This window comes from Acinetobacter sp. NIPH 1852 (assembly GCF_022549455.1).
Lineage (GTDB): Bacteria > Pseudomonadota > Gammaproteobacteria > Pseudomonadales > Moraxellaceae > Acinetobacter.
Genome location: NZ_JAKZGG010000004.1, coordinates 44,937 through 58,864 on the forward strand (window position 1 = coordinate 44,937; position 13,928 = coordinate 58,864).

The 13,928-nt window shown below is 40.6% G+C and carries 11 protein-coding genes; 2 read left to right on the top strand and 9 right to left on the bottom strand.

Annotated elements, in window-relative coordinates; genetic code table 11:
* Positions 1–2: 2 nt before the first annotated feature.
* The 6 genes from rapA to MMO38_RS04665 all read right to left on the bottom strand — a co-directional run bounded on the left by rapA (position 3) and on the right by MMO38_RS04665 (position 7,095).
* On the bottom strand, positions 3–2,831 hold the full coding sequence (gene rapA / locus MMO38_RS04640) for an RNA polymerase-associated protein RapA (protein ID WP_241322732.1): 2,829 nt from the start codon (positions 2,829–2,831) through the stop codon (positions 3–5).
* A 188-nt stretch (positions 2,832–3,019) separates the two neighbouring features.
* Positions 3,020–3,664 (bottom strand): RluA family pseudouridine synthase, encoded by a 645-nt coding sequence (locus tag MMO38_RS04645; RefSeq protein WP_241322733.1) that lies wholly within the window; start codon positions 3,662–3,664, stop codon positions 3,020–3,022.
* A 142-nt stretch (positions 3,665–3,806) separates the two neighbouring features.
* Positions 3,807–4,223, bottom strand: a complete 417-nt coding sequence (locus MMO38_RS04650) for a heme-binding protein (protein WP_241322734.1) — start codon at positions 4,221–4,223, stop codon at positions 3,807–3,809.
* Positions 4,224–4,573: 350 nt separating this feature from the next.
* Positions 4,574–5,872 carry a glutamate-1-semialdehyde 2,1-aminomutase gene (gene hemL / locus MMO38_RS04655; RefSeq protein ID WP_241322735.1) on the bottom strand — a complete coding sequence of 433 codons (1,299 nt, stop codon included), beginning with the start codon at positions 5,870–5,872 and terminating at the stop codon, positions 4,574–4,576.
* A 61-nt stretch (positions 5,873–5,933) separates the two neighbouring features.
* On the bottom strand, positions 5,934–6,545 hold the full coding sequence (gene thiE / locus MMO38_RS04660) for a thiamine phosphate synthase (protein ID WP_241322736.1): 612 nt from the start codon (positions 6,543–6,545) through the stop codon (positions 5,934–5,936).
* Positions 6,546–6,723: 178 nt separating this feature from the next.
* Positions 6,724–7,095, bottom strand: coding sequence for a DUF962 domain-containing protein (locus MMO38_RS04665; protein ID WP_005197803.1), 372 nt, complete (start codon positions 7,093–7,095; stop codon positions 6,724–6,726).
* Between the two features lie 239 nt (positions 7,096–7,334).
* Between MMO38_RS04665 and MMO38_RS04670 the strand changes: the two genes are divergently transcribed.
* Entirely contained in the window at positions 7,335–8,783 is a 1,449-nt protein-coding gene (locus tag MMO38_RS04670; RefSeq protein ID WP_241322737.1) for a CYTH and CHAD domain-containing protein, read from the top strand.
* On the opposite strand, the gene MMO38_RS04675 is transcribed toward MMO38_RS04670, so the two are convergent.
* Positions 8,784–9,416, bottom strand: coding sequence for a hypothetical protein (locus tag MMO38_RS04675; RefSeq protein WP_034595076.1), 633 nt, complete (start codon positions 9,414–9,416; stop codon positions 8,784–8,786).
* A 103-nt stretch (positions 9,417–9,519) separates the two neighbouring features.
* On the opposite strand from MMO38_RS04675, the gene MMO38_RS04680 reads away from it, so the two are divergent.
* The gene (locus MMO38_RS04680; protein WP_004670422.1) at positions 9,520–9,906 is read left to right on the top strand and encodes a DUF3144 domain-containing protein; all 387 of its coding nucleotides are present in this window, start codon (positions 9,520–9,522) and stop codon (positions 9,904–9,906) included.
* A gap of 67 nt (positions 9,907–9,973) precedes the next feature.
* Here the strand turns inward: MMO38_RS04680 and MMO38_RS04685 are convergent, their stop codons facing one another.
* Both MMO38_RS04685 and MMO38_RS04690 read right to left on the bottom strand, forming a co-directional pair.
* On the bottom strand, positions 9,974–10,939 hold the full coding sequence (locus MMO38_RS04685; RefSeq protein ID WP_241322738.1) for a calcium/sodium antiporter: 966 nt from the start codon (positions 10,937–10,939) through the stop codon (positions 9,974–9,976).
* 147 nt (positions 10,940–11,086) lie between these two features.
* Entirely contained in the window at positions 11,087–13,855 is a 2,769-nt protein-coding gene (locus tag MMO38_RS04690) for a pitrilysin family protein (protein WP_241322739.1), read from the bottom strand.
* Positions 13,856–13,928 lie beyond the last annotated feature (73 nt).

Genomic DNA, 13,928 nt, shown 5'->3' on the forward strand with positions numbered 1-13,928 from the left:
ATTTAAGGTTTAACCACAACCAAAACTTGAATCGCTTCTGGTGTCACAGAAAGACCATCCAATAAACCCAAGCCTTCTTGCTGGAACTTTTGTAAACGTTCAATTTCATCTTGACGAATACTTGGATTGAACTGTTTAAGATAGGTTAAACGCTCGATTTCATATTGCCATTTATTACTATAGTGTTCTTTGGCTTGTTGAGTCAGCTCTGGTAAAGAAGTCTTGGCAATTTCTAATGCTTGCGCATAACGCTCTTCGATCACATCACGACGCGCTTTCACCACTTGGCGACAACTATTACCGTCTAAATGATGTAAGTAAGGACGCAATATACTTGGATCAATTTTGGCAGATAGATCCTGACCATTTTCACTGAGCAATACGCGAAGCAATTGCTTAGGCAAACTTGAAGGCAAATTTAATGCTTTCGGTGCAATCACTTCCACCTTAAACCAAACCTCAAGCAAAACTGAACCTTGTTTAAGAGCATTGGATTTGAGCAATGCAACATTGGTACTACCAAACGATTGAGTACGGATCATTTCCATCATACTTTCGATAAATGGATGTTCCAACGTCAAGTATTGCGCGTCTTCACGGATCTGTGCCTGATCACGATAGAAGGTTGCGGTCATACCCTCTTCGTCTAAAGTTAAACCTTGAACTTGCATCTGATCAGTTGGTTTGATGATCACAGTACCATTGCTTTGCTCATCAAAATCAATATTGGTCGATGACATAAAACGTTTTACGAACATTGGCAATGTCGTATTGTCATCATAATCTTCAAGTGCTTGTACAATCCCTTGCGCCACAATCGGACGACACGAGTTGTATTCTAACAAACGGTCACGACCCGCTTGTAGCTCAGTTTCCAATGCTTGACGTTGAACATTAACTTCTTCAAGTAAATCTTCAAAGGTCTGACCTTGATCCGCCAACAAACAGTCTTTAAGCTCAATAATGAAGTTTTCTTGCAAAGTTTGCGCTGTCGGTGAAATCGTACTGAAAATATTCAGTGCTTCGTTATACCAACGGAACATTCGTTCTTGCGCTGTACCGATTAAATATGGCACATGGATTTGAATACGATTTTCTTGACCAATACGATCTAAACGACCAATACGTTGTTCAAGCACATCAGGATTTGCAGGTAAATCAAATAAAACTAAATCGCTGGCAAACTGGAAGTTACGCCCTTCCGAACCAATTTCAGAACACAACAGGATTTGAGCGCCATAACTGTCCTCAGCAAAATACGCCGCCGCTTGGTCACGTTCCAATAAGCTCATGCCTTCATGGAACATCGCCGTACGAATCCCAGCATGTAAACGTAAGACATTTTCGAGTGCTTCGACCACAGGCCCACTACGTGCAATTAATAACACTTTTTTGTGTTTTAAATCTTTGCGTAGCACTTCCATCAACCATGATACACGCGGATCACTTTCCATCCATGCGCCATCAAGTTGACCTTCTTCTGGCCACATTTGCTCACGCATTTTGCCATCCATTGACCAACCTTCTGGTGCTGGCAATGGTGCTGGCTGACAATCACGTCCAGGGAAGCCTTGAATCGCTTCACGGGTGTTACGGAATAAAATACGACCTGTGCCATGACGGTCTAATAATTCATGAATAGCGCGCATACGCTGTTCAGGCTGATCATCAATACGATGACCCAATAAGCTTTCCAGTGCCGCAAGGTGCTCTTCAGTCAATGCATCATCTGACATCAACACTTCTGCAACTTTTGCAGTGTGTTGATATTTTTCTTCTTCATCGAGGAAACGCTCTAAGCTACTAAAACGTTGCGGATCGAGCAAACGTAAACGGGCAAAATGACTTTCTACGCCAAGCTGCTCAGGTGTCGCTGTAAGCAATAATACACCCGCCGTTTGTTCTGCAAGTTCTTCGACCAGATCATAACGATCATTGCCGCCCTCTTCTTCACTCCACATTAAATGGTGTGCTTCATCGACCACGAGCAAATCAAAACCAGCTTCGATGGCTTGTTCGCGTAAATCTTCATGGTCAACCATCAGATCTACGCTGGCAATAATGCATTGCTCAGTTAAAAATGGATTGAGATCAGGATCATGTTCTTTGATCGAAGCCGTACGGGTCAAATCAAATAAGGAGAATTGCAAATTGAAACGGCGACGCATTTCAATCATCCACTGATATTGCAATGAATCAGGCACTAAAATCAGGATACGCTCAGAACGCCCTGTTTTAAGTTGTTGATGCATAATCAAACCAGCTTCAATGGTTTTACCTAGACCTACTTCATCAGCCAACAAAACACGTGGTGCAAAACGCTTACCGACTTCATGCGCGATATAAAGTTGATGCGGAATCAACCCCACTCGCGCACCGAGAAAACCACGTAATGGGCTGGTGTGCATTTGGGCTTGCAACAGCATAGATTCAATGCGAAGGTCATACCATTCTTTGTAATCGACCTGACTGGCTAACAGACGTTCTAATGGTTTTGAAAGCTGGATTTGCGCACCGATACGCGTTTCGTTCAGAGATTTACGCTCTTGTTCGCCATTTTCTAGGCTGCGAATCACATCATAACGCAATACACCGTGACGATCTTCGATGGACTCTACAATCCATTTAACGCCTTCTTGGTCTTGAACTTCATCTTTTACATTAAAAATGATCCGAGACAAAGGTGCGTTATTGCGTGCATAAACACGGGTCTCATCGCTTTTTGGAAATAAAATGCTGATAGAACGTTCATCTACATCAATAAGAACACCTAAACCAAGTTCAGTTTCTGTATCTGATAACCAACGTTGACCAATAGCAAACTGCTGCAATTTATTCCACCTTTATTTCATGTTAGCCTACATATTGTATGCGTTAAACCGACGAAAGTTTAAGCTATTTTATGTAGTTTTAAGTTTGGTATTATGGTGTGATTGAACCACCTAATAACCCCAATATTTTGACATAAAGCAAGCTCAAATGGCGTGCTCTATATCCTGTTTAATCAAAAAATCTACTGCTAAAACGGCACAGCACAATCAAAAGTGAGTGTTGCGCCTGTTTTAGGGTGAGCAAAGCTCAATAGCGTTGCATGTAAACATAAACGCGCATAAAGCTGTTGCTGTTCTGCTGTGGCATATAAAGTATCGCCAAGAATCGGATGACCTAGATATTGCATATGCACACGAAGCTGATGGGAACGCCCTGTAATTGGCGTTAGTTTGACACGTGTAACAGGTTGCCCTTGGATTTCAAAATGCTCAATCGCTTGCCATTCGGTTAATGCAGGTTTGTGATATGAGGCATCGACGATATGAAGTGGTGGACGAGTTGGATCATAAATCACAGGAATATCGACCGTGCCCTGACCCTGTAAATGCCCTGCCACCAATGCTTGATAAATTTTTGAGGTTTGACGATCTTGAAATTGACGTGAAATGGTGCTTTGACCGAACTTAGATAAGCCAAACACTAAGATACCTGAAGTATCTCGATCTAAACGATGGATAAGTAACGTTTTTGCTTCTAATTCTAATAAACGATTGATCAAACAATCTTGTAAATCAGCGGTTTTCCCCGGCACGGTGAGTAAGCCTGCTGGTTTGTGGATGACCATAAAATCTTCATCACGATGAATCAAATGTTCACTTAGAAAATCATTCAAGGTAGCTTTCCAACGACTGGATGAAAACAAGCGGGCAATCATAAAAAGCTTGGCGCTGAATTACAATGCATGACACGTATTTTTACTGATTTTTTTCGTGTTTCTCTCGATATTTCATCCAGAATCGAATTTAAACGATAATTTAGGCCTGTTTCCCTAAAAATTGTTGAATCGCATACTGAGCAATTTCTGCATCTTGAAAAGATTGTACCCCTGAAACACCAACAGCCCCGACAACCTGCCCTTGATAGACAATTGGCTCACCGCCTTCTAACATGCCTTTTGCTGCATTAACCGTTAAAAAGCCGATTTTACCATCGCGAATCAGATCTTCTGATACTTTGGTTGCCCTACGACTGACCGCAGCAGAGTGAGCTTTTTCTTGGCAAATCTGTGTCGATAATACCGATGCATCATCCATACGCTTCATCATCAACAGTGTTCCACCGTCATCAACAACTGCAATGCTGACATTAAAGCTATGTTCTGTTGCATATTGCAATGCTGCATCAACCAGAATTTCCACATCCGCCGCAGTTAAATAATGTTTAGTTTTCATTGTTACTCCATTCCTATGAGTTTTTTATCAAAAGCTTATTTAAAATATGATCCATAGAAGCGCCATCTATAGCTTGCGCAAGCCAAAACGTTAAGGCTTTTGGACAGCTAAAGATAAGCGCAAATATAGTTTACTATTCAAGCATTATTTTATCTTGCGGTACAGTAAAGATTATTTAACTTTGCTGTTCGTAGTTGAGGTTTATCATACAAATAACTGGGAACTCATTAAGATTGCATTCCAATCATTGATTATTTTAAATCGATTAAGGTCTATTTTTATTCAGATCAATCTAAATCTATTCCATTAAAAAAGCCCGAACAAATCGGGCTTATGTAGGCATCACAGCATTATTTCATTTCAATAAAAGTTTCTTTTGCTGCTTGAATCGTTTCCGCAATATCCTGATCTGAATGCATCGACGAAATAAATCCTGCTTCAAATGCAGATGGCGCAAGGTAAACTCCACGCTTTAACATGCCATGGAAGAATTTCTTAAATGCTTCGACATCACACGCCAACATGGAATCAAAGCTGGTAATGTCCTCTTGATCGGTGAAATACAAACCGAACATACCACCGACTTGTTGGGTCTTAAATGGAATACCCGCTTCATCTGCTGCAGCTTGTAAACCAGTCAACAATTTTTCTAACTGCGCAGCAAGTTTTGCATAGAAATCAAGTTCGCGTAAATGCTTGAACATGGCGATACCCGCACGCATTGCCAATGGGTTTCCTGACAATGTTCCTGCTTGATAGACACCACCTAAAGGTGCGATGCATTCCATGATTTCACGTTTACCACCAAATGCACCAACAGGTAAACCTGCACCAATAATTTTCCCTAAAGTGGTTAAATCTGGTTTTACGTTATAGACCGACTGAGCGCCGCCTAAAGCAACTCGGAAACCTGTCATCACTTCATCAATAATAAACACAGATTTGTATTCATCACAGACATCGCGAATCGCTTGTAAGAAGCCTTCAATTGGTGTGACTAAGTTCATATTACCCGCTACAGGCTCAATGATTACGCCAGCGATCTCATGACCAAACTTAGCAAAGCATTCCTTTAAAGCTTCAATATTGTTATACGGTAAAGTAAGTGTATGTTTAGCAAAATCGGCTGGCACACCTTTCGATGTTGGTTCGCCCTCGCCTAAAGTCAGCAAGCCTGAACCTGCTTTCACTAATAATGAATCTGAATGACCGTGATAGCAGCCTTCAAATTTCACGATTTTGTCACGACCTGTATAACCACGAGCTAGACGAATCGCAGTCATGGTTGCTTCTGTACCTGAACTGGTCATACGAACCATTTCAATTGAAGGCATGATGTCGCAAATCGTATCCGCTAAAGTGGTTTCATGAACTGTTGGCGCACCAAAACTCAGACCATCTTCAGCCGCAGTTTGGACTGCTTGGATAATATCAGGATGCGCATGACCTAAAATCATCGGTCCCCATGAACCAACATAATCGACATAACGCTTGCCATCTACATCCCATAAGTACGCACCTTTTGCCTTTTCAATAAAGACAGGCGTACCGCCAACACCGTTAAATGCACGTACAGGCGAATTTACACCGCCCGGAATATGTTTATTTGCTTGTTTAAATAACTGTTCTTGCTTTGGAGATAAACTCATAAAAGACTCAACCTAAATCGAAAATGAGGAACGACTACAGTTCCACAAGGCGAATGAAAAATTATGCAAATAACTTGGCCCATGCGTCTACACGAGCAGGAATTTCGGCTGTTGATCGCCCTAATATATCACTAATCACCGCACAAAGGCTCGCCCCAGCATCAATCACCGCTTGAGAATTTTCTACAGTTAGACCACCAATTGCACAAATCGGTACATGATATTTTTGTTTGGCTTGCAGAATGACATCAATGCCAACATTTCCTGCTTCAGGCTTAGTTGCCGTTGCATATACTGCACCAAAAGCCACATAAGTAGCACCTTCAGCAATTGCTTTATCCGCCAGCTCTAATGAGTTGAGACAAGTACGCCCAATAATGACATCTTGCGCTAAGCGTTGAGTCGCTTCGGTAATCTCTCCATCTGACTGCCCAAGATGAACTCCTAAACCAAATTTTTCCGCCATAGCCAAATCATCATTAATCACAAAAGGAACTTGGTATTTTTCACAAAGGCTTTTGATTTGTTCGACTTCGGTTGGTTGATCTAATTTCGCTACTTTTTTACGGCGATATTGCAAAATGGCAATATGCCCTGTCCCCAATGCTGCATTTAATTTTTCTAGTAATAATTGGAGAGGATCATCATTGGTAATGAGGTAAACACCGCGCATTAGAATTTCACTATAAGTAAGTTCACATCAGATTATATTTTCTATTCGGAAATTTAAAGAGAGGTTGTGTGTTGTCACTTTTAAACGATGAAAATCAGAACGAATAAAAAGCTGCCGAAGCAGCTAGGCGACATATTACGTCGTTTTAACTCTGATTATTTTTTAGTGCCGATCCAACTCAAGAATCTATCTGATCAAACTGGCGATCAACCAAACTCAAACGTCCACGTGCAACATCGGATAACATCCGCCAATCCGAAATAAAGCTAAAAAGCGGCTGTTTAAAACTTGCAGGTTTATTATGTTCAAAGAAGAAATGCCCAACCCATGCACAGGCATAACCCGACAATAAACCATAAGCCAAATATTTAGCTTTGCGCTGACGAATCGCTTTACTAAAGAAATATAAACCAACTGAACTCCCCGCCACATGTAAACGGCGACTTGCGATACTACGATGCTCGGTTAAATAAAAGCGATAAAATTCATCATAGTTTTTTATTGGCAATGAAAATTCCACTGGCTTGGTCAATGTCGCTGGTGCATTCATTTTGATCGTCCTAATCCTATATAACGCTCATGACAAGGTACTGTATTTTTTGTACAAAATAAAGTCATTGCATGCCAACAAAGCGATACTCTATTGATATACCACCTTACGAGCTATAGCTCTCATTGCGAGATCAGCTTTTTTGGCGCAAGATAGTACAGTATGAAAAACAACGATCCACAAGTAAAATATACTCATTTTTAAATTCTTCATTCTAAAAGATCAGGAGTCACGGCATCATGGAAATAGAACTTAAATTTCAACTTCCTGCATCTAAGAAAAAAAGTGTTCTACTAGCTTTAAATAAGCAAAAAGCGCAAAAAATTCGATTACAAGCAAAATACTATGATACCGCTGATCGCCTACTGGCAAAGAACCATGTTGCGATTCGTCTGCGTCAGGAAGGTGAACATTGGGTTCAGACCTTTAAGGCAGCGAGTAAAAATCATTTACAACGGATTGAAGAAGATATTCATTTGGGTCAATGTGAACAAGAACCCGAGCTGGATTTATCCCTGTATCAACATAACCAAACTGTTCAAGACATTTTACGCGAGCTGCTAGGCGATACACCTGCTGATTTACGTTTACAGTTCCAAACCGATGTAGAGCGCACATTTCACGTTTTTGAATTCCAAGGTTCTCAGATCGAAGTCTGCCTCGATGATGGCGAAATTCGTACACCAACTGATCAAGCCAAAATCTGTGAAGTCGAGTTTGAGTTAAAACAGGGATCGGCTCGAGATCTGATTATTTTTTCAAATCACTTAGTCGAAAAATATCAATTATGGCTCGATGTAAGCAGTAAAGCTGAACGGGGCAATTTACTGGCGATGGGGGAAAAAGTCTCTCCAGCAACCAAAGCCAAAACACTTCAACTCAAACCAGAGCTTTCGGCTGAACAAGCCCTCAAACTGATTATTGAAAATTGTTTAAATCAGATTTTACCCAATGCCGCTGCAATTGCTGATGGTGTTGCTGAAGCAGAACATATTCATCAAGCGCGTGTTGGTTTAAGACGTTTACGCTCAGCACTCAAGCATTTTTCACATTGGTCAACGCAAATCGATCCTACTTGGGAAAGTGAATTGGCTGACATTTTCAGGGCTTTAGGACAATCGCGAGATAATGATGCCATTCAAGATTCAGTCATTCCGTTGATCAAAGAAGTTTGTGATTTTGATTTTCAATTCAACGCTCAAGCAGCGACAAATGTCACTAAGCTTTTGAGTAACACCAAAACTACGCAACTGTTTTTATCACTGTTAAGCTTTAGCTATAGTGAAAATGAATCAAAAACCAAACTCACAAAACAAGTGACCAAAAGTTTGACGAAGCTTTATCAAAAAATCTTAAAAGACGCATCTCAATTTTCTGATCTTCCTATCGAACAGCAACATCGTACCCGTAAGCGCGTGAAGCAATTACGCTACTGCATCGACTTTGTATCAGGCTTATATCCTGAAAAGAAGATTCAGCAATTTCTAGATAAGTTACAGCCGATTCAAGAATATTTAGGTTTTTATAATGACTTGTTTGTGGCTGAGCAAATTTTTCAGCAGCATACAGCGAAGCAATCGCAATTTTTATTTGCTTTAGGTTGGGTCAAGGCACAACAACCGCATGTGATGAAAAAAGCAGATAAAAAGCTCCAAGTATTGTCTCATAAAGATATTTTCTGGGAGTAATTACCGATACTTCCCAAAAATCTTCCACGTGCCATTATCGGCAATCGGATCACTGTAGCTATCATTGCGTTGCTTGCGCGGCTTATCCCGTGCATCGACCAATTTAAAATGCGGCTCTACAGTTAAAATCATGCCATTCATATAAAAACGGGTTCGCGTATATTCGCTCTGGCCATGTTGAAATACATAAGTCCGCAGATCAATAAATTCACGGTGTGCGACCAACGCCGCCGTGTCATCACTTTCAAGCCATTCTTGCATCGCAAAAATCTGGTCTGTATCAAACTGTCCACATTTTTCGACTAAAGCTGCCACGCCCCGAAACGTTTTTGATTCCTTCGCTCGGGTTTTATTAATCCGAATCCGATCCACATGAAAGAAAAACAGAGGTAAATTCAAATGACTCGGTAAATGAATCACGTCTACGATTTCATCCTGCATAAATGGCTGACAAAGCTGTTGTGCCCTTTCAATCAATGGTTGCCATTGACGATAGTACTCATCCACCTCTGCTTGCAGTCCATAGTAAATCGGTAAGCCCTCCACCTGTTGTAAAAGTTGCGGTGGATGGATATGTTGACGAAGTAAGGCAATATCTGTTTTTAGACTTTGAATAGCGATTGCATCTTGCATCATGATTATTCTAATTGCTTAGGCTATTTTAGATTAAGGCAACGGTTTTGTTTATGCAAGGCTTTGTCTATAATGTCTGATCTTGTTTTCGTTGGAAAAGACCATGTCTCAAAAAATTAATGCGACTGATGTAACAGAAGAAGAAGCTTTAAATGCGATTTTTTTTGAGCGTGCGGATGAGTTTATCAAACAAGCCAATGATTTTTGCCGTCCACAAAAAGGTCAACAAGCAAAACCTGAAGAATTACGTGCCCAAGTCAGTGCTGCCATGCTGTTCGGAACAGCTCGTTTTAATACGTGGGTCGCTGCCAACAACTTTAAAGATGGCAATGAAATGCGTGAAGCTAAAGAACAAGTGATGTCTTACTTGTTGCAACAGTTTCAAATGATGTTAGAAGATAACTTTGATGAATATTGCGAGCAGTTTGAAAACTATCTTCGTTTCCGTAAAAACGAAGATTTTCATACGCATAAGCATGATGATAAGTAATTAAGTAAACCTAGAATCCGTTTTATATAAAAAAGGCATTGAATGATTCAATGCCTTTTTTAATGTACTAAAATGCGGTGTGAACCAAATAACTAGTGTAGGCAATAAAGCTAAATACCCACACGCCCCCTTTGACACGCCCAATTCGTCCTTGACCTTTCAGACTCAACGTAAACAGCAATAGGCTCAGGGTAAGTGCGCCCATAACCACCATATCTCGATGGAGCACTTCTTGCGGTACGATAGTCGGATGAATGACACCTGCAAGCCCGACTACAGCTAAGGTGTTAAACATATTCGAACCAATGATATTGCCGATCGCGATATCAAGCTCACCCTTTCGAGCCGCCGCAATAGAAGACGCCAACTCAGGTAATGATGTACCGATCGCAACAACCGTTAATCCGATCACTAATTCACTCACACCAAAGGCTTGGGCGATTTCAACAGCCCCCCAAACCAGTAAGCGAGAGCTTATGACTAAAACAATCAAACCGAAGATGAGCTGAAGAATTGATGTTTTTAATGGCGTTTCGTGCTTCTTTAGCTCGATATCAAACTCATGGCTCAATATGTCGCTTTGATTGCGCATCCCATACCAGATCGTCCATCCCATATAGAGAAGTAGCATAAACAGCATCAAAATGCCATCAATACGGCTCAACACACCATCAAAAATTTGTAGGATACAAATCGCTGTCACCAAAAGTAATATTGGCAGCTCTTTACGAACGACAGCCGAATGCACCATGATCGGATGAATTAAAGCGGTAATACCGAGAATAAGCGCAATATTGGCAATATTCGACCCGTAGGCATTTCCTAATGCAATACCCGGATTTCCATCAATAGCCGCCATAATAGAGACGACAATCTCAGGCGCAGATGTACCAAAACCAACGATAACCATACCCACTAATAAAGGCGGCATACCTAAGTAGCGTGCGGTAGCAGATGCGCCATCCACAAATTTATCAGCACTTAACACCAATAAAATTAAGCCGAGAAGCACAGCAAGTGCTGCCAAAATCATGTTAATCCCCTTTCGTTTTCTTGCTTAAAATTCATCATAAATACTGATTCAATCCATTTTATGATGTGATTTAAAAACAGAAGAAACATGCAGAATAGTAGCAGCACAAACTTTTTTTAAATCACTTTAAAATGTGAAGGTTCCAAATTAACGATTGTCCTGCGCTTTGCCATATTGGTCCGCCATGACTTCAACAAAATGTTCAAGTTTAATGTATTTTTTAATCACGGCATCTACATCGGCTTTACTGAGTTGGGCGAACGCTTGATCTCGAACAGCTCGATCTAATAAAGTTTTGTTGCGTTCCAATTGTCCCGTCAACATACCGTGGATATTACGTTCATCTTCCAACGCTGTCACACGCTTTTTCATAATATCGGCTTTGGCTGCTTCAACTTCCTGCGCAGTCACACCTTTATTTAACAGATCAGTCAACACTTTATGTACGGACTGTGACACTTGGTTAGAACGCCCAGCCGTATAATTTGCTGTAATACTCAAAGTACCATCATCGACATCAGGATCTAAACTCAAACCACTACCAAAACCATATACTAAAGCATTCTTCTCACGTAGCTCTTGCGCTAAACGCGATGAAAGTTGAGAGTTTCCTAAAATATGGCTCAGTACGATTAAGGCTGGCGCATCTTTGTGATATGAACCGACTGGCAGCGCTAAAACACTTTGATAGCTACCAAACTCACGCTGTTCAGATAAGGCATGAATTTTCTGTGCTTTATATTCCGTGTATTGCCCTGTGACTTTCTTAAACGGTTGCTTTGCTTTCCAAGAAGCAAAAGTTTTCTTTAGGGTCTTCTGCATCTGCTTCGGATCAAAATCACCTGTTACCGCGATCTGAGCGTAATTGGTCACAAAGAACTGATCATAAAACTGCTTCACCTGTGCTTGTGTCGCTTCGTTTAATTGTTTTTTGGCTAGCTCAGGTTCAAAGTGGTAACGCAAATCACCCGGTTGATAGATTTCCAAAACTTTAGATAAAGTCATGGATGCTACTACAGCAGGCTCAGTATATGGTCGATCCAACACCGACAAACTTTGATTTTTTGCTAAATCAAATTCAGATTGGGCAAACTTAGGCTGCTTCACGACATCCAGAATAAAGCCTAAAAAGTCTTCAAACTTATCTTTTTTCGCCTGAACAACCAGCGTTAAACCATTGCCATTTGAACTAACCGATGCACCACCACTGGCTGCAATGGCTTTATCCGTGATTTCTTGTAAGGTATGTTTCTCCGAACCACGCAACATCAAATAACTGGTTAAATCCAATGTGGTTGCTTTACCAAATAGAGATTTTTCATCACCAAAATCTAAACTGATCGTGGCATAGGTTTTATCATCACGGGTTGCGGTTGGGAACAAGGCATAGCGAATCCCATTTTTTAACTGGCCACGTTGGATCTTTTGCTCATTTTTCTGTAATTGCTGAGCAGACTGCGTGACAAATTGTGCCACTTCTTGTTGATAGACTTTGACATCTTTTAATGGCTCAGCCTTTTCAGCACTTTGGTCTAGAGTCTTTGGTTTCGCTTCAGCTTTAAGCGTCATGGCCTGCTTTTGGTCTTCAGGTGTCGGTAAGATATCACCTAAAATACGATGCGATGGAACCAAAAAGTCTTTCAAGGTTTGATTCATATCTTTCAATTTTAAGTCTTGAACTGCTTGTAAGTCCTTAAAATATTGATCCCACTGACCATGTGAAGAAACCGCATAATCACTTAAGCGTGAACCTAAAGCCACTGCATCATTGGCAATGCTTTCCGCTGTATTTTGAGAAATATTTTTGATCCGCTGTAATTCAGCCTCAGTGAATGGCTGACTATTTTCAACGCCAACTTTTAATGCTTCACCCACTTTTTTTGCATCATGATTCGGTGCATAAATTGCGCCCATGAATACAACGTTAAAGTCTTGATCTAACCATGTGGTCGCTTGCACTGCGGTACTGATCCCAGTTTCAACCATATTTTTATATAAACTGCCGCTTGGCTGCATGGTATATAAGGCGGGTGCAAGTGCTAAAGTCGGTTGCAATTGGGTATTTTTACCATTCATATAAATATGAAACTTCGCAAGATCACTGCCCTTTTGTACGGTGAACTGACGTTGGGTGATTTTGCTTGCATCTAACACGGGTACTTTTACAGGGGCTGGCACAGTGCGAGCTGGAATTGGGCTAAAGTATTGGTCAACTTTATTTAAAACTTCAGTTTTATCGAATTTACCTGAAATCACCATGACTGCATTATTCGGTGCATACCATGTTCGATAAAATTGATTTAACTCATTCATGGTAATGGATTTCAATTCAGGTAAATCACCAATTGGCAAACGACCTAAATATTGATTTCCATAGGCGGCTTTTAGCATCTGATCCATTAAAACAGCAAAGGGTTGATCCATACGAATCTCACGTTCACGTTTTACGATCTCAATTTCTGATGGAACAAATTTCTCTTGGAGTACCAATTTATCCATACGCTCAGATTCGAGGTATAGAATTTCATTCAAGGCATTTTTTTCTGGACGGACAATGTTAATGTACTTCGTGGCGTAATAATCGGTACTGGCATTGGTCATCAAAGTAAATTGATCTAAACGGCGTTGGAACTCATCGCCTTTTACATTTTGTGTGCCTTTAAATGCCAGATGCTCAAGTAAATGTGCAAGCCCGCCTTTGCCTTTCGGGTCGTTCAGTGACCCAGTTAAATAAACCGTATTTACATAAACTTTATTTTCTTTATCGTTCGGCGCAAGAATAACTCTAAAACCGTTATCTAATTTATATTCTTCAATATTTTTTTCAGTTTTTACCAGTACTGTCTGAGACCAAGACGTCGCACTCAATCCAATTAAACAAAGCGAGAGAGTAAGCTGCTTAAACCGCATTAACATAGATTATCCAAGTATTTATGGTGATTTAAATAAAAATGACAAACTATAGTAGAGAACGAGCGGTGTTTTTAAT